Annotated in this window: 13 protein-coding genes and 2 pseudogenes; 4 read left to right on the top strand and 11 right to left on the bottom strand. The window is 70.8% G+C overall.

Features of this window, described 5'->3' with window-relative positions; genetic code table 11:
• Positions 1–42: 42 nt before the first annotated feature.
• Positions 43–1278 (top strand): magnesium and cobalt transport protein CorA, encoded by a 1236-nt coding sequence (locus ACFWBY_RS31195; protein WP_385335975.1) that lies wholly within the window; start codon positions 43–45, stop codon positions 1276–1278.
• Positions 1279–1435: 157 nt separating this feature from the next.
• Here the strand turns inward: ACFWBY_RS31195 and ACFWBY_RS31190 are convergent, their stop codons facing one another.
• Positions 1436–1990 carry a flavoprotein gene (locus ACFWBY_RS31190; RefSeq protein ID WP_385335977.1) on the bottom strand — a complete coding sequence of 185 codons (555 nt, stop codon included), beginning with the start codon at positions 1988–1990 and terminating at the stop codon, positions 1436–1438.
• Positions 1987–2199: pseudogene (locus ACFWBY_RS31185) on the bottom strand (transcriptional regulator); the annotation flags it as partial. The pseudogene ACFWBY_RS31185 and the gene ACFWBY_RS31190, both read right to left, overlap by 4 nt.
• A gap of 32 nt (positions 2200–2231) precedes the next feature.
• Here ACFWBY_RS31185 and ACFWBY_RS31180 point away from each other — a divergent pair.
• Both ACFWBY_RS31180 and ACFWBY_RS31175 read left to right on the top strand, forming a co-directional pair.
• Positions 2232–2504: a hypothetical protein gene (locus tag ACFWBY_RS31180; RefSeq protein ID WP_385335979.1), complete on the top strand. Its 273-nt coding sequence runs from the start codon at positions 2232–2234 to the stop codon at positions 2502–2504.
• Positions 2505–2961: 457 nt separating this feature from the next.
• Positions 2962–3495 (top strand): EF-hand domain-containing protein, encoded by a 534-nt coding sequence (locus tag ACFWBY_RS31175; RefSeq protein WP_385335981.1) that lies wholly within the window; start codon positions 2962–2964, stop codon positions 3493–3495.
• Between the two features lie 226 nt (positions 3496–3721).
• Here the strand turns inward: ACFWBY_RS31175 and ACFWBY_RS31170 are convergent, their stop codons facing one another.
• The 4 genes from ACFWBY_RS31170 to ACFWBY_RS31155 all read right to left on the bottom strand — a co-directional run bounded on the left by ACFWBY_RS31170 (position 3722) and on the right by ACFWBY_RS31155 (position 7990).
• Positions 3722–4627: a class I SAM-dependent methyltransferase gene (locus ACFWBY_RS31170; protein WP_385335983.1), complete on the bottom strand. Its 906-nt coding sequence runs from the start codon at positions 4625–4627 to the stop codon at positions 3722–3724.
• A gap of 86 nt (positions 4628–4713) precedes the next feature.
• Positions 4714–5820: an NAD(P)-dependent alcohol dehydrogenase gene (locus tag ACFWBY_RS31165; protein WP_385335984.1), complete on the bottom strand. Its 1107-nt coding sequence runs from the start codon at positions 5818–5820 to the stop codon at positions 4714–4716.
• Positions 5821–5822: 2 nt separating this feature from the next.
• The gene (locus ACFWBY_RS31160) at positions 5823–7226 is read right to left on the bottom strand and encodes an aldehyde dehydrogenase family protein (protein ID WP_385335986.1); all 1404 of its coding nucleotides are present in this window, start codon (positions 7224–7226) and stop codon (positions 5823–5825) included.
• A gap of 8 nt (positions 7227–7234) precedes the next feature.
• Positions 7235–7990, bottom strand: a complete 756-nt coding sequence (locus ACFWBY_RS31155; protein WP_385335988.1) for a (5-formylfuran-3-yl)methyl phosphate synthase — start codon at positions 7988–7990, stop codon at positions 7235–7237.
• A 519-nt stretch (positions 7991–8509) separates the two neighbouring features.
• Between ACFWBY_RS31155 and ACFWBY_RS31150 the strand changes: the two are divergent.
• Positions 8510–8695: pseudogene (locus tag ACFWBY_RS31150) on the top strand (CorA family divalent cation transporter); the annotation flags it as partial.
• A 197-nt stretch (positions 8696–8892) separates the two neighbouring features.
• Here the strand turns inward: ACFWBY_RS31150 and ACFWBY_RS31145 are convergent.
• The 5 genes from ACFWBY_RS31145 to ACFWBY_RS31125 form a co-directional block, all read right to left on the bottom strand.
• Positions 8893–9606 (bottom strand): alpha/beta fold hydrolase, encoded by a 714-nt coding sequence (locus ACFWBY_RS31145; RefSeq protein ID WP_385335990.1) that lies wholly within the window; start codon positions 9604–9606, stop codon positions 8893–8895.
• A 169-nt stretch (positions 9607–9775) separates the two neighbouring features.
• Positions 9776–10576 (bottom strand): helix-turn-helix domain-containing protein, encoded by an 801-nt coding sequence (locus ACFWBY_RS31140; RefSeq protein ID WP_385335992.1) that lies wholly within the window; start codon positions 10574–10576, stop codon positions 9776–9778.
• A gap of 149 nt (positions 10577–10725) precedes the next feature.
• On the bottom strand, positions 10726–11577 hold the full coding sequence (locus ACFWBY_RS31135) for an alpha/beta fold hydrolase (RefSeq protein WP_385335994.1): 852 nt from the start codon (positions 11575–11577) through the stop codon (positions 10726–10728).
• Positions 11578–11715: 138 nt separating this feature from the next.
• Complete coding sequence (locus ACFWBY_RS31130) at positions 11716–12963, bottom strand: PucR family transcriptional regulator (protein WP_385335996.1); 1248 nt, start codon at positions 12961–12963, stop codon at positions 11716–11718.
• 137 nt (positions 12964–13100) lie between these two features.
• Positions 13101–15974, bottom strand: a complete 2874-nt coding sequence (locus ACFWBY_RS31125; RefSeq protein ID WP_385335998.1) for an AAA family ATPase — start codon at positions 15972–15974, stop codon at positions 13101–13103.
• Positions 15975–16008 lie beyond the last annotated feature (34 nt).

Raw genomic sequence — 16008 nt, 5'->3', positions numbered from 1 at the left:
CTCTGCCCGTAAACAGCCGTTCGACCGGGGAGCTGACCTGCGATGCCGGAGCGACCAGACCACCGCCCCTCCCCCTCCCCCTCCCCCTCCCCCTCCTCCCCATCGCCTTCGCCTTCGCCTTCGCCCTCGCCCTCCCCGGATGCCTCGAACGGGAAGCGGACGGGGTGGCGCCGCCCGGCCTCCTCCGCCTCCACTCCCCCGGCCACACCTCCGCGGGCCCCGAAGCCGGCGCCGCCGGCCCCCACACCCGCCGATCACCGCAGCGTGATCGACTCGGCCGTCTACCGCGACGGCCTGCGCGTCGCCTCCCCGTCCACCCTCGCCGACACCTTCCGCCGACTGCGCGAAGAGCCCGACGGCATGGCCTGGATCGGACTGCACCGCCCCACCGAAGCCGAACTCCACTCGCTCGCCGAGGAGTTCAACCTCCACCCGCTGTCCATCGAGGACGCACTGGAGGCCCATCAGCGGCCGAAGCTGGAGCGCTACGGAGACACCCTCTTCGTCGTCCTGCGGGCCGCCCGCTACCTGGACGCGCCGGAGGAGGTCGACTTCGGCGAGCTCCACGTCTTCGTGGGACCGGACTTCCTGATCACGGTCCGCCACGGCGCCGCCCCCGACCTCTCGGCCGTCCGCCGCCGGATGGAGGGTTCACCCGAACTCCTCTCCCTCGGACCGGAGGCCGCCCTGTACGCCATCCTCGACGCGGTGGTCGACGGCTACGCCCCGGTCGTCGAGGGCGTCCAGACCGACATGGACGAGATCGAAACCGAGGTCTTCAGCGGCGCCCCGGAGGTCTCCCGCCGCATCTACGAACTCTCCCGCGAAATGGTCGAGTTCCAACGCGCCACCCGCCCCCTGGTCGGCATGCTCCACAGCCTGATGGCCGGCTTCGCCAAGTACGGCACGGACGAAGAACTCCAGCGCTACCTCCGCGACGTGGCCGACCACGTCACGCACACCAGCGAACGCGTGGACGGCTTCCGCCAGGCCCTCACGGAAATCCTGACGGTCAACGCCACCCTGGTCTCCCAACAACAGAACGCGGAGATGCGCGCCTTGGCCGAGGCCGGCTTCGAACAGAACGAGGAAATCAAGAAGATCTCCTCCTGGGCGGCCATCCTCTTCGCCCCCACCCTGGTCGGCACGATCTACGGCATGAACTTCGACACCATGCCCGAACTCCACTGGGCAGGCGGCTACCCCTTCGCGATCCTGCTGATGGCGGTCGTCTGCGTCAGCCTGTACGTCGTCTTCAAGAAGCGCGACTGGCTGTAGCCGGTACACCAACACCGTTGCTCACCATGCCTCTTGCGAACTCCCGACAGCGTCCCCCACAGATGGGTTGGGAGACCATCGCAAGACTGGCAGACTCTCCTTAACAGCGCCTCGCGACCGGGTAAACGGCAGAGTCTCCCTACTCGCAGTCGCAGGCTCAGCGGCGGGCGGCCCCTGCCGTGAGTAGTGGGGCCAGGAGGTCGACGGCTTCCTCCCAGCGGAAGCGATCGGCGCCGCCGCCGGACTTCGGGCGGTGAGGCTCGTAGCTGCCGACCAGAACTCCCATCTCGCGCAGCTCTGCGAGGCTCCGCTGGTACGCGCGGTGGGCGGCGAGCGCGGTGTTCACGTAGGGCAGGACGACGGTGGGGATGCCCATGCCCGGGGCCTCGCAGAGGATGCCGAGGGCGAGGTTGTCCGCGAAGCCGGCCGCCCACTTGTTGACCGTGTTGAAGGTGGCCGGGGCTACGGCGATCGCATCGGCGGGTGGGAAGGATCGTGCGTCCCCGGGCGCGCGCCAGGCGGAGCGGACGGGGTAACCGGTCCCCTCCTCGATCGCGGCGACATCGAGGAAGGGCAGCCCCTGCGGGGTGGCGACGACGCCGACGTCCCAGCTCCGCTCGTGAGCGGCGTCGATCAGCTTGCCGACGTCGCCCGCGATCCCGGCCGCGCAGACGAGGACGTACAGGAAGGGCTTGCACTGCGGCTCGGTCACGCGGGTACTCCCAGTCGGCGGCTGAAGTGGTGGAGCTCTGGCAGCGTACGCCGACGGTCTCGGGCTGCCATGTCGGCGACCAGGTCCCGGACGGCTGGGCGTCGTACGTCCTGAGCTGCGCAGGTCTCCGCGATCCGCAGGGCCTGGTAGCCGTCGGCGAGGCGGCCCTGCTGCGCGTAGGCACGGGCGGCTTCGACCCACAGGGCGGCCGGCGCTCGGGAACCGCAGCATCTTCCAGCGGTTGGACGACATGGCCGTGCTCTTCACCGACGCCGGCTTTCCGGATGTGCGGACCACGCTCGCATCGGACACCTGGAACCGCCTCCTCGCTACCTGGGCAGCACGTCACGTCTTCACGCACAACGATGGCGTGGTCGACGCGAAGTACCTGGCCCGCGTCCCACGTACACCCCTCCGTGCCGGACAGCGCCTCACCCTCGACGACCCGACATGCCGCCGCGCGATCGAGGACAGGACCTTGTTGTGTGCAGCGCTGACCGAGCTGACATCGTGAAACTACGACCGCTCTTCGTTGGGACTGACTTCAGAGTCCGGCTACCAGGGGGAGCTACTCGTACGTCCCTTTCCGCAGGGCGCGGTGCCGCCGGCCGCCCTGACCGGCGCCGTTCACCGCCTTAAGAGACGGGAGCGCCGCACCGTTGTTCCACAGTCCAAGATGATCACGGTGGACGGCCAGACCGGCCTCTTCAGCCGGGACGCCTTCGTGCCCCTGAACAGGAGGCCGCCCTTCCGACCCTGCGGCCTGCCCGTCGAGCCGGAGAATCGCCGGCTGGAGCCTCGCCCGGATCACGCGTGTCCTGCCCGAGCCGCCCGAACTGATTGACGGCGGACTCACTCCTTCCGGTAACGGAAACCGTCTCACCGTCACGCCTCTCCCCCGGGACGGTTACGTAGGAGCATTCATTGAGCCAGGCCCGGGATCGATGGGCCGCAGCAGACAGGTGACACACATGCGAACCGAGGCCGCCAAGCGAGTCGAACTGGTCTTCTCCCTCTTCGACGCCAATGGCAACGGAGTCATCGACTCCAACGACTTCGACCTCATGACGGGCCGTGTTCTGGAGGCGGCGGTCGCATCGGACGACGGCGCCAAGGCCGCTATCCGGGCCGCGTTCCGCCGCTACTGGACGACGCTGGCCACGGAACTGGACGCCAACGGCGACGGTGTGATCACCGTCGAGGAGTTCCGTCCGTTCGTGCTCGACCCCAAGCGCTTCGGTCCCACGATCACCGAGTTTGCCGAGGCGCTCGCCGCACTCGGCGACCCCGACAAGGACGGCCTGATCGAGCGCCCGCTTTTCGAATCGCTGATGACGGCGATCGGCTTCGAGAAGGCGAACATCCACGCGCTCTTCGACGCCTTCGGCCCGGACGCCAAGGACCGCATCTCCGTGGCGACGTGGGCCGCAGGCATCAAGGACTACTACGCACCGGACATGGCCGGGATCCCGGGCGACCAGCTGGTGGCTGTCGGGGCCGTCTGACACGGCCGGTCAGCGGCTGTCCCGGGACGGGGGCGCACGTTCATCATGGAACGACGCTCGCCATCCCGGGCGCGGGCCGGCAACCGCTACGACACAACCTGAGGGCGGGGCCTGCGGCAGGGCCCCGCCCTCAACTCCTGTGCTGTCGGGCAGTCGTTCCCGATAGCGGCGAAGCCCCGGGCCAGGTACGGGATGCCGGGGGACGTCGTCGTGAGTGCTGCCGACGTCATGGCCGGGGCTTGTGCGCGAACACCCACCGGTTTCCCTCCAGCGCATCGTTCGGCTCAGGGAGGGGGCCGCTTCCGTGCCGGCGGGTGAATTCGAAGGGCGTGTGCATCGAAGTGGACCAGCCCTTGGCCGTCAGGGCGCCCGCGGAGTCGGGTCGTGGTCCCGTGTCGAAGAGGTGGAGCAGGTCGATGCCGATCTGTTCTCGCGTCGCCGTGTAGACCGGGCTGTCGCGGTACGCCAGCAGGTCCTTCTCCAGCTTGGCCTCGAAGGCCAGAGCGCTGCCCGCGGTCGTCAGCCTGTCCACCGTGTCGATGAGGTACGTCTCGGCGGGGCCCGGCAGGTAGAAGAGCAGTCCCTCGGCCAGCCAGACGCTCGGCGCGGCCGGGTCGAAGCCGGCAGTGGTCAGCGCGGTGACCCAGTCCGCGCGCAGGTCGACCGGTACGGGGACGCGCTTAACCCTCGGGGCAGCCGACAGGCCGGTGAGCACCTGCTGCTTGAAGGCCAGCACGCCCGCCCTGTCGATCTCGAAGACCACCAAGTCGGACGGCAAGTCCAGCCGGAAGGCGCGCGTGTCCAACCCCGCACCCAGCAGGACCACTTGGCGGACGGACGTACCGACCGTCTGGAGGAGGAAGTCGTCGAGGACCCTGGTCCGCAGGCCGAAGTAGCGGGCGAAGCGCCCCCACAGCGGGTTGTCGTCCCCGTCCGGGACCTGCTCGATGCGTACCGGCCAGTCGGTGCATGCCCGGGCGGCGCGCACGAAGTGTTCCGCGTAGACGTCCTGGGCCAGGCTGTCGTGGCGGTGGGTCTCGATCGCCCGTGCCGCGGCGACCAGGAGGGCGGTCAGGCCCACACCTCCGTCCACGCCTTCCGTATCTGTCTGCTGCGGGGCCGTGCCGGGCATGTTTCCTCCGTTGGCGGGAGTGGGGGGTGCAGGGTGTGGGGTGTCTGCTTGTCGGATGGGTGGGTCCGCGGTTCCGCGCGCCCCGCTCATCGGCTTGTTCGCTCCGGGAGCAGGACGGGCTTGACCACGCGGCCCGCGTCGCAGTCGCGTTCGGCCTCGTTGATGTCGGCCAGCGGGTAGGTGCGGATCAGCTGGTCGAAGGGGAAGCGGCCGGCCTGCCACAACCCAGTCAGTCGGGGTATCAGCAGTCCGGGTACGGCGTCCCCTTCGCAGATGTGGCGGATGCTGCGGCCTCGGTCGAGGGTGCCCGGTTCGAGCGGCAGCGCGGTGTGGAGGCGAGCCACCAGGCCGAGGCTGCCGGTGGGGCGCAGTGCCTGGAGCGCGTTGTTGATGAGAGGGGCCGAGGCCGTGGTGTCCAGGGCGTACTGCGCGCCGCCGTCGGTCAGCCGTCGGACCCGTTCGGCCAGTCCAGCCGTTGCGGCGGGCAGTGGGATCGCGCCGAACCGTTCGGCCAGGGCCAGTCGTTGGGGATGCCGGTCGACGGCCACGGTCAGGACGCCGGCGGCGGTGGCGGCCATCACTGCGGCCAGGCCCACGGCTCCGGCGCCGAGGACCGTCAGGGTGTCGCCGGGGCCTGCGCCGAAGGTGTTCAGCACGGCTCCGGCGCCGGTGAGGAAGCCGCAGCCGAGGGGCCCGAGCAGTTCGAGCGGCAGCGCCGGGTCGATCCGGACGGCGTTGCGGGCCGGGACGAGCGCGTATTCGGCGAACGAGGACTGGCCGAACCAACGGGGGGCCAACGCTTTCCCGGTCGCGTCGGTGAGCCGCGGCACTTCCTCCTCGCGTCCTCCGAAAAGGTTGAGGGAGGCGAAGGAGTCGCAGTAGGCGGGGGCCGCGCCGAGGCAGTTGTGGCAGTGCCCGCAGGAGTCGAAGCTCAGCACGACGTGGTCACCCACGTTGATCGCGGCGTCAGGGCCGCAGCCCGTCCGCACCACGACCCCGGCGCCCTCGTGGCCCAGGACGGCCGGGAGCGGGCTGCGGCCGGCGGATCGCCGGACCGCGAGATCGGTCCGGCACATCCCCGCGCCCGCGATCTCGACCAGGATCTCGCCCTCGTCGGGTTCCGTCCGCAGGGTCACCTCCTCGACCGTGAACGGGTCCTCGTACGAGCGCAGTACGGCCGCCTGGAACCTCATCGTCACCCCTCCTGCGGGCGGTGGACGACGAACGGCCGGAGGTTTCCGTAGAGCCCCCACGGTCCGCCCGCGACGCCGACCCCGCTGTCCTTGACGCCTGCGAAGGGCTGGGCGAGGGACAGTTCGGCATGGTGGTTGATCCAGGCCGTGCCGCATTCGAGCCGGTCGGCCACGGCCTCGGCCCGGTCGAGATCGGTGCCCCATACGGATCCGCCCAGCCCGAAGCCGGTGCCGTTGGCCGCGTCGACGGCTTCGTCGAGGCTCCTGTACGGCAGCACCGGCAGCACCGGTCCGAACTGTTCCTCGGTCACTACCGGACTGCCGGGTGGGACGTCGGTGAGGATCGTGGGGGCGAAGAAGTATCCCGGCCCGTCCAGCCGGTGGCCGCCGGACGCCACCCGGGCGCCGTCAGCCAGAGCCTGCTCCGTGATCTGTTCGACCCGGGCCAGCTGTGGGGCGTTGTTGACCGGTCCCAGCCGGGTTTCGGGGTCGAGTCCGGGCCCGACAGCGACCGCCTTCGCGCGCTGGGCGAGGGCTTCGACGACCTCGGCGTGGAGCCGGGCCGGGACGTAGACGCGTTTGACCGCCATACAGACCTGGCCGCAGTTGCGAAACGCCGCCCAGAACAGCCGGTCCGCGATCCGGTCCACGTCGACGTCGTCCAGCAGGACGGCGGCGTCGTTGCCGCCCAGCTCCAGGGTGACCCGGGCGAGCGAGCCCGCCGCCGCTGCGGCGACGGCCCGCCCGGTGGGCACCGAACCGGTGAAGGTGACGTGGCGGATGCCCGGGTGGGACGCGAGGCGGGCACCGAGGGGCTCGCGGCCCGTGACGACGGTCAGTACGTCCTCGGGCAGGACGGCGGCGAGGACGGACCCGAGCAGCCGGGTGGCGAGCGGAGTGAACGGCGACGGTTTGAGAACCATGGTGTTGCCCGCCGCGAGCGCGGGCGCGAACTTCGCCGCCGCGAGCTGGAGGGGAAAGTTCCACGGCACGATCGCGGCGACGGGCCCCAGGGGACGCCAGCGGATCTCACTGTGCACGGGCCGGCCGTCGTCGATCCGGCGGGTCCGGGGGGCCAAGTCCGCGAAGTAGCGCAGGCGGGCCGCAGTACGGGCGACCTCCGCGTACGACTCGGCCAGGGGCTTGCCCTGTTCCCGGGTGAGCAGCCGGGCAAGGTCGTCGCCGGCCGTCTCCACGGCGTCGGCCGCGGCGCGCAACGCGGCGGTGCGGGCGGCGGGGTCCGCGCGCCAGCCGTGCCAGGCTCGCTGGGCTCGGGCGATCACGTCGTCCAACTCGCCCGGCTGCTGGTCGGAGGCCTCGTCGAAGGTCTCCCCGGTGGCCGGGTCGACGACGGAGAAAGGTACGGCCCGGCGTCCGGGGACGCTGCGGGCCTCAGGCGTCTGCATGCCGGCGGTCAGTTCACGGCGGGGACGCCGACGGCGTGCTCCCGGGCGTGCCGGTCCATCTCCGCCCGGAAGGCCGCCACCAGATGCGGCTGGATCCGCCCGGAGTTGCGGTCGCCGCCTTCGCAGACCGCTCCCCGCACGCCCACGATGTCCGTGCCCATGCGGGTCAGCGGACCGAGGTCGGCCTGAGTGATACTGCCCGCGAGGGCCGCGAGCAGACCGGAGGCGTGGGCCAGCCGTACGAACTCGGCACAGACCTCCGGTGGAACGTGGTCGAACAGCCGCGTCCCGTCCTTGATGGCGGTGTCGAGCATGGCCGCGTCGGCACCGGAGCGGGCGGCGATGTCGGGCAGGCCGAGCGGGTTGACGCAGCCGATGCGGTGGGCGTCGGCGTAGCCGGAGGCGACGACGAGCGCGTCGGGGCGGTGGTCCTTCACCGCCCGGACGACCGCGCGCATGACCTCGATGCCCTGATCGGGCGTCGTGCATCCGTAGAGGCCGACCTTGATGTACGTGGCGCCGGAGACGACTGCACCGAGCGCGGCCTGCGCCACCGTGCCGGGCTTGTACGGGACGTCACCCACGGTGGCGGACACTGGCTTGTCCGCCGGCACCGCGTCGCGGATCTCCCTGATGACCCAGGGGAAGTTAGCTCCGAGCGAGCCCTCGTCGGGCTTCTTCACGTCGACGATGTCGAGGTGCTCCGCCGCCTTCACACAATCGAGGGCTTCCTCGACGCTGTCCGGGGAGATGAGAAGCAACACGATGAGCTCCTTCCGCCGCATGTCCACCTGGCCGAGGGACAGGGGGTGCGGATCGCCTGGTTCATGTGCGGTGCACTCATCATTCCCGGCACCCGTGGGCACCGGTAGGGCGCGCAGAGTTCCCATGGGGCGCAAGTGTCACGTGTAGTGCGCCGTGCATACCGGGGCGAACCGGGCCCCACTGGCAACATTTCGCCCTGCTTTTGCAGGCGCCTCCTCATGCAACCTGGGCTTTGAGATGCGCAGGGACGTCCACGATCGCCAGGTCGTACCGTTCACTTTTCCTACGTCGCGTAGCCATCCCTACCGCCGGGATTACGGTCCCAGCCAGCGGCAATCCGCCGCCACAAGCTGCCTCCGCTGGGGGAATCTGGGGGGAATGAGGCCTCGTTGGGGGGTGGCTGGGGGAATCGGCTGCATATACGGGCAGCAGGGTGAAGGACTCGGAAAGGTCGATCGCTGCAGGTCAGATCGCCTGAGTAGGCAATTTCCGCAGGTCAGCGGTGTGAGGGTGACGACTTCAAGAAGATCTCCTCCTGGGCGGCCATCCTCTTCGCACCCACCCTGGTCGGCACCATCTACGGCATGAACTTCGACACCATGCCCGAACTCCACTGGGCAGGCGGCTACCCCTTCGCGATCCTGCTGATGGCGGTCGTCTGCGTCAGCCTGTACGTCGTCTTCAAGAAGCGCGACTGGCTCTGAATGTCCCCAGGCCGGCTGATCACTTCGCACGCCCGAGTATTCGAGGGGGGTGGCCGCCTGCAAGTGCCGCGACGAGGCGGCGGCGTGTCTGAGGAATGCGGCTGCCCCGTGCTCTTCCGGTCCAAGTCCGGCCCGACCGAGTGGGATGGCGTCCCGACTGACGCGGTCCCGCTCCTGTCGTCGCGCAGGCCGGTCGGTCAGCTCGTCGCCCGTACCGCGTCCCTGATCAGGTCGGCGACCCGGGTGGGCTCGGAGAGGACGACGGCGTGGGAGGCGTCCGGAAGTTCGACGACGACGGCGCCGGCCCGGGCGGCGCCGAAGCGCTGGACCTCGGGGCTGATCGTGCGGTCCGCCCCGGCCACCAGGGCCCAGGACGGTTTGGTCCGCCACGCCGCCGCGGACGCGGTCTCGGTGAAGGCGGCCGTGGCGAGCGGGCGTTGGGCCGCTGCCAGGACGCCGGCGACGTCCGCGGGCACGTCCGCCGCGAACACGGAGGGAAAGGCCTTCTCCTCGATGGTGACCTCGACCCCGGAGTCGCCGTCGAGGAGCGGGTAGGTCCACTCCTTCAGGCTGCCCGTCAGCGGGGATTCGGGGAAACTCCCTTGGAGCTGGCCGAGGCTCTCGCCCTCGTGGGGCACGTAGGCGGCCACGTAGACGAGCCCCACGACGTTCTCCGCGGCGCCGGCCACGGTGATCAGCGCACCGCCGTACGAGTGGCCGACGAGTACGGCCGGGCCGTCGAGCTGGGCCAGGACGGAGGCGAGGTAGGCGGCGTCCGACGTCAGGCCCCGCAGCGGGTTCGACGGAGCGATCACGGGGATACCGCTGCTCCGCAGCTCCGAGATGACGCCTATCCAGCCTGTCGCGTCGGCGAAGGCACCGTGCACGAGGACGACGGTGGGGTTGGTCATGCGAGTTCTCTTCTCGGTGTCGGGCCACGTGTGGGGCGTCGTCACGACGGTCAGGGCGCGGCTCGGAATTCGGCAAGAGGTCCGTGCGACGGTTACTCACGGTACGGCCGTGGAGCGGTACCTCGTGTACGTGCGCGCATCCGCGCTGACACGACGGCGCACACGCGTCTCAGCGCCTTCCCTCGTCCTGGGCGCCGGCAGTCGTCGTCGCGAAGGCCGAGGTCGCCAGCGCCTGCCATTCGCTGGGGCTCATGCCGAAGGCCCCGCGGAACGTGCGGCTGAAGTGCGAGGGGCTGCTGAAGCCCCAGCGGTGTGCCACCGCGGCCATCGTGATCCTCCGGTTGGAGCGGCCCAGTTCGAGCCGGCAGAACTCGAGCCTGCGCCGCCGCACCCTTTGGCTCACCGTGCTGCCGTCGTTCTGGAAGAGCTTCTGCAGGTACCGGACGGAGATGTGGTGGGCGCGTGCGATCGACTCCGGCGAGAGGTCCGGGTCCATCAGATGCTCTTCGATGTAGCCGTGGATACGGGACAGCATCTCGTTGACGGCCCCGGACGCGTCGTCGGCCTCGTCCGTCGTGTCCGCTTCGAGGAGCTCCATGACCAGGACGGAGAGGAGGTGTACGGCCGTCCGGGCACGGCGGTCCCCGATCGTGGACCGCCGGAACTCCGCCTTGGCGGCGAGCGCGGTCAGGAAGTCGGACGCCAGCGCCCCGATCCCCTCCCCGCCGCGTACGGGTACGCCGATCACCTGGTTCAGTTCCGACTCCGTGACGCCCAGATAGCACCGGGGCACCCGGAAGAAGATCATCTGGCAGTCTTCTCCGAACTGCAGCAGATGCCGTCGGGCCGGGTCGCAGAAGACCAGGTCGTTCGGCTCCAACAGGGTCTTGGCGCGCTCGTGGACGACGGTGACGGGCCCACGGACATGGACGCCGAGGTAGACGTGGGTCCGGTCGTCCGTCTTCGGCATCTCGGAAAGCATCCGGACCAGCCACCCCGAGCGGGAGGAGGGCGAGGCCGGATCGGGCGCTTGCCGGGACACCCGTTGGGGCGCACGTGACATCAGTGTGAGGGTCATGGGGATTCCTAGCCGTAGGTGCGTGCGAGCGGAGGGCGGATTCACGCCCCGTTCGCCGGCTCCTCGGCCAGGAACTTCTCCACCACGGCATTGAAGGCCGGCGGGTTCTCCAGGAAGGGGAAGTGCGAGCTCGCCACGTCGGAGGCGAAGACGTGTAGGCGTGCGCCGGGAATCCGCTCGGCGACGAAGCGCTGCGAATCGGGGTGCACATGGCTTCCCTCACAGCCGATCACCAGGGTCGGCACATCGATCCGGGGAAGCACGTCGCGCCAGTCCTGCGCGCAGTGGTCGAACAGCAGCGGTACGCCCGCGTAGGCCGGTGTCGACCGGATCTCCTCGCCGACGAAGGCCAGCACCTCGGGGTCGGGCTCGCCGGAGAACATGCCGCGCACGAAGTCGGCGCGGACCGTGTCGCCCTCCGGCCCCGCGAGGGCCGCACCCAGGTACAACAGCCCCGACACGTCGAAGATGGCACCGGAGTCCCGCTGTTCCCGCTCGGTCATCCAGGGCACGGCGGCGACCGCCGCGGGCTGGTCGACGGCGACGAAGCGCCGGATCCGTCCGGTCCCGTACTGGTCGATGAAGCTCCACCACACCGAGACGCCCATGGACCAGCCCAGTGCGTCGAAACGGCCAAGACCGAGGTGGTCGACGAGTTCGAGCACATCGCGGGAGAGCCGGGCGATGCGGTAGCCGTGACGCGGCTTGCCGGACTTCCCGTGGCCGCGGAGGTCGACGGTGACGACGCGACGGCCGGGCGCCAACCCCTCGATCTGGTGGCGGAACATCGCCTGCGTCTGCCCCCAGCCGTGCAGCATCACCAGCGGGACGCCCTCGCCGCCGGTGTCCTGGTACGCGAGCCGCGCGCCGTCCGTCGTGATCAGTTCCTTCATGACCTCTCCCCTGGTCAGAGGCGGTTCATCGTTCCCGCCCGTCCCGAACATCATCGAATGGGGCCCGCCGCCCGCACCACCGCGAGCTGTAGGAATCGGGCCGTGGATCCTCCTCGCTTTGTCGAAGCGAGTCCGTGGTCAGACGGCCCCGTCGCCGCCCGGGGCGAGGAGTTCCTCGATCCTGAGGCCGAGGTGCAGAGCGAGCCGGTGGGCGCCGTTGTCGAGGTCGAGTCCGGTGATCTCCTGAATCTGGCGCAAGCGGTAGTAGAGCGAGGTGCGGTGGATTCCCAGCGTGTCCGCGGTCCGGGGAATCGATCCCGCGTGTTCGAGGAAGCAGCGCAGGGTGTCCCGCAGGCGGTCGCCGCCATGAGTGTCGCTCAGGGCATGGAGCGGCTTCGGGACCAAAGACGCGTTCAGGGCGTGCTCGGGGAGCTGGAGCAGCACCGCGAGCTCCCCTAGCAGTTCCCAGTCACTGGCGCTCTTCAGGGTGGGCAGTCGGCGTGCCGCGCGTGCCGCCACGAGCGCCTGCTCGTACGACGTCCGTGCGTCGTCCAGGCTGGGGTGCCGGCCGCCGACGCCGATCACGGGGTCCGCCGACGGGCCCAGGAAGGTGCGGAGTTCGTCCAGGATGCGAGCGGACTGTGCGGTGACCTCGTCCTGGCCGGGTGGGTGGTCGCGCAGCTGGAGCAGTGTCGCCCGCTCCTTGCCGATCGCGATGAGGCCCTGGGCCGAACGCGTCTGCCGGAACCCCTCCAGCGCCCCCCACAGGGCCGCCTCGGACTGCCGCACGAGCTCGGTCGCGCAGCTCAGCTGGACGACGGTGACCAGGACGTGCTCGGCTGCTCCGAGCAGTCCGAGTTCCTTGCCCCGCCGCCGTGCGGTGGTACGGGCGGCGACGTCGGTGCCGACGAGTTCGAGGACGAGGTCCCGCTCGTCGGCCTTCCGGGTGTCGGTGGCGATGTGCTCTCCGTGCATCTGGGCGGCCATGGCGTCCGCGGCCCCGGCGATGGCACGTGTCTCGTGCTCTGCGAGCGTCTTCTCGGGCACGACCACCAGGAGCAGTCCGAAAAGATGCCCGCGCTCGCGCAGGGGCACGACGTAACGGGGCAGCAGTCCGAGATCGTCACGGCCGTCGATGAATCCGGCTCGGGACCACTGGGTCACGCCCTGGGCGAGGACGTAGCGGATGGTCGCGTTGTCGGCGCGGCCCTGCAACAGGGTGCCGATGCGGACCGGGTCCTCGTCGCCGAAGTGGCGGCTCGTGCAGACCATGCGGACCAGCGGGTCGTCGACGGCGACGGACCGGCCGAGCCGCTCCGCGAGATCGTCGACAAGCGCCTGGAGCTCGGGGCTGCCGGGGCGGGCTCGCTGGAGCCTTACGGTCATGCGCTGTTCCTCTCTCGACCAACGGTTCCCCGCGGACTTCTTCATTCCGCGGCTCTTGATCAGTCTGAGGAAGCGACGCCGTCGGCACATCACACGAATCGTCCATTGCCGTGACGCCCACGGGGGATGCGAAGCGACTACTCTCCGCTGTCGCGGTGCTTCACCAGCCGGGTCAGCTCCACGCGCGAGGTGATGTCGAGCTTGGTGAAGGCCCGGCGCAGGTGCGAACCCACCGTGTGCGGCGAGAGGGAGAGGTGCTCGGCCACCTGTCGGTTGGTCAGCCCACGAGCCACGAGCCGTACCACCCGTATCTCCGCGGCCGTCAGCTCGGGCCATGCACCGGAGAGTCCGGCCGTCGAGGGCCGGCGGCGGACACCAGCGGCCCGCAGGCGCCGGTGGACGCGTGCAAGGTCCCGCTCGGCGCCCGCTCGCGCGTAGAGCGCGAGGGCCGTGTCGAAGTACGGCACCGCTTCGGACTTGCGGGTGGCCGCCAGCTTGCGTCCGGCGTCCTCCAGTGCCGACGCCCGGGCCAACGGCCGAGGGCAGTCCTCGTACAGCCGGACGGCACGTACGAGAGGGGCGAGGTCGTTGTCGAGGAGCCCCCGGGCGTGCGCGGCGGTGGCGGCGAGGAACGTGAGGTCGGGGTTGAGCACGGCCAGTCGCTCGGCCAGAGCCACTGCCTGCGCGGCCCGTTCGTGCGCCCCGGCACGCAGCGCCAGGCGGACGAGGACCGGGGCGTCTGCGGGGTCGACCAAGCCGGCGTAGGCCGGCCGGTCCGCGGCGGGCGACGTCATCACCTCGTCGAGTTCGGCCATGGCACGGTCGGGCCGGCCTTCGAAGTCGGCCATCAGTGCCAGCATCCAGGAGCCGAAGTGCCGGACGACGGGTGCGCCGTCGCTCCGCATGCGCCTCGCCTCCGCCGCGTACGCTCGTGCGGTCCGCTGGTCGTTGGTGTGGAGGGCGACGCGCATCATCACGTACCGGAGCGTGACGTCGGCGAGGTTGCCCGGGCCGAGATCGTCGGTCGTCGCGGAGGCGGCTTCGGCGTCGGCCCGGGCGTCCGTCAGCCGTCCGGCCTCCAGAAGGATGCGGGAGCGGGTCATGAGCCACATACGGGTGGCCGCCGTCCGGCCCTGCTCCCTGGTGATCCGGATGCCGTCCTCCGCGGCGGCGAGCGCCTGCGCGGAACGTCCGGTGGTGTTCGACAGGAGAGCGTGCCACAAGGCCTCCGGAACCCACAGCGAGGTGCTGACGCCCAGGGCGTCGGCCAGCGCGGCGGCCCGCTCGGCCTGCCGGAACGCCTCGGTCAAGTCCATGCGGTGGAAACTCACGGCCGAGCGGACCGTCGTCAACGTGGCCTCGGCGGAGCGGTCCCCCGCTGCCGCTGCGGTCTCCCACGCCTCCGCGGCGACCTGCTCGGCCGCCGAGTGCTCGCCCGCCATCGACAGGCCGACAGCGAGCATGGCGAGCAGTCGCCCCCTCACGTCCACGGGGATCCCGGGCAGTGCCGCCCCGGCGCGGGCCTGCCGGACCGCCTCGGAGAAGTCGAACGGTACGGCGAGGCGTGCCAGGGCAAGGCGTATGCGCGCCTCGTCCTCAGGTCCGAGGCCGCCGGTCGCCAGGGCGGAGGCTCCCAGCTCACGTGCCTGCGCGGCCCGGCCCGTCTGCCAGAGCAGCGGGATCGTCTCGGCGATGACCCGCGGCCGCTCCGGAGCGTCCGCCGTGGTGAGTTCCAGGGCCTTGAGGCTGCGTTCCGCGGCGGGTCCGGGAGCGGTGGCCGCGAGTTCCGCCGCGGCGGTGCGCAGCCGGTCGGCCTCGGCCACGTCTCCCGCCCCCGCTCTCCCGGCCTCCGCCGCATCTGCCGGTGCTCTCCCGGCCGACGGCCCGGGACGCTCGACGGGGGAGGCCGCGCTCCCCGGCGGCAGCTCGGCGGCTTGACCACGCAGGGCTTGACGCAGGGGCAGGGGGAGGCCGGCTTCCACCGCCTCGCGGATCAGGTCGTGGCGGAAGGCGAGGCGATCGCCGCTCTCGGTGAGCAGATCGGCGTCGAGGGATTCCCGTACCGCTGTGATGAGCGCCGCCGAGGACCTGCCGAGCAGTTCGGCCAGCAGCGCGACGGTGACCGGGCCGCCCACGACGGCCGCCGTCTGCACCAGCTCCCGTGCCTCGTCGGACAGCTGGTCGAGGCGGCGCACGACGGAGGGGAGTTCCCGTGGGGCGGGGGGTCCGGCCGACAGCCTGGCCGTGCCGTTCTCGATCGTCACTGCCTCCCGCAGCGAGCCGAGCAGCTCGACCAGCAGCTGCGGGACTCCTTCGGCGCGGCGGGCGACGCAGAGGACGTCCGGGTCGGGAGCGGCGCCGAGGACGTCCTCGGTGACCCGTGTGGTCGCCTGGTCGTCCAGCGCTCCCAGCGCCAGCTCGTGTGCGCCTGCCCGCCGGATCCGGTCCAGGGTCGTGCGCACTCCCGACGGCACGCTGCCACCGCGCACGGCGACCAGCCACAGGATGGCGTGCGACGAGAGTCCGGCCGCGAGGGTGTTGAAGGTGAGGAGGGTCAGGTCGTCGCACCACTGGAGGTCGTCGAGGACGACGAGCAGGGGGCCGTTTCGAGCCGTCTCCCGCAGGCGGTCCCCCAGTTCCTGGAGCAGCCAGAAGCGCTGGCCGGGCGTCGTGGCGAGGTCCCTGAGACGTACGGCGCCCGACAGCGGTTCCTCGCCGGAGAGCAGACCGTCGAGGAGCGGGCCGAGCGGCACGAACTGTTCGTCGGGGTCCGCCGCTCCCTCGAACACCCTCGTCCCGCGCCGCCTCGCGGCTGCCGCGGCCTCCGCGAGGATCCTGGACCTGCCGATGCCGACGAAGCCTTCGACGCGGATGATCCCGCCTTCGCCCCGGTCGAGCGCGTCGAGCCGCGCCTCGATGAACGCCAGTTCGGCGTCCCTGCCGCGGAGGGGCGTCCGTACACCCTCGAGTTTCTCGGGCACGGTCCTTGTCGTCACTCGGTTCACGCTCATACGGCGGAACAGTATGAACCATATGAACCACCCC

It is taken from the genome of Streptomyces sp. NPDC060049, from assembly GCF_042736715.1.
Classification (GTDB): Bacteria; Actinomycetota; Actinomycetes; order Streptomycetales; family Streptomycetaceae; genus Streptomyces.
Note: the sequence above shows the minus strand (reverse complement) of the source record. Positions and strands in the feature narration are given on the sequence as shown.

Excerpts from the sequence above, each read along its gene's own strand:
- ACFWBY_RS31195 (WP_385335975.1), top strand. The coding sequence starts at position 43 with ATGCCGGAGCGACCAGACCACCGCCCCTCCCCCTCCCCCTCCCCCTCC.
- ACFWBY_RS31175 (WP_385335981.1), top strand. The coding sequence starts at position 2,962 with ATGCGAACCGAGGCCGCCAAGCGAGTCGAACTGGTCTTCTCCCTCTTC.
- ACFWBY_RS31170 (WP_385335983.1), bottom strand. The coding sequence starts at position 4,627 with ATGCCCGGCACGGCCCCGCAGCAGACAGATACGGAAGGCGTGGACGGA.
- ACFWBY_RS31165 (WP_385335984.1), bottom strand. The coding sequence starts at position 5,820 with ATGAGGTTCCAGGCGGCCGTACTGCGCTCGTACGAGGACCCGTTCACG.
- ACFWBY_RS31160 (WP_385335986.1), bottom strand. The coding sequence starts at position 7,226 with ATGCAGACGCCTGAGGCCCGCAGCGTCCCCGGACGCCGGGCCGTACCT.
- ACFWBY_RS31145 (WP_385335990.1), bottom strand. The coding sequence starts at position 9,606 with ATGACCAACCCCACCGTCGTCCTCGTGCACGGTGCCTTCGCCGACGCG.
- ACFWBY_RS31140 (WP_385335992.1), bottom strand. The coding sequence starts at position 10,576 with ATGCCGAAGACGGACGACCGGACCCACGTCTACCTCGGCGTCCATGTC.
- ACFWBY_RS31135 (WP_385335994.1), bottom strand. The coding sequence starts at position 11,577 with ATGAAGGAACTGATCACGACGGACGGCGCGCGGCTCGCGTACCAGGAC.
- ACFWBY_RS31130 (WP_385335996.1), bottom strand. The coding sequence starts at position 12,963 with ATGACCGTAAGGCTCCAGCGAGCCCGCCCCGGCAGCCCCGAGCTCCAG.
- ACFWBY_RS31125 (WP_385335998.1), bottom strand. The coding sequence starts at position 15,974 with ATGAGCGTGAACCGAGTGACGACAAGGACCGTGCCCGAGAAACTCGAG.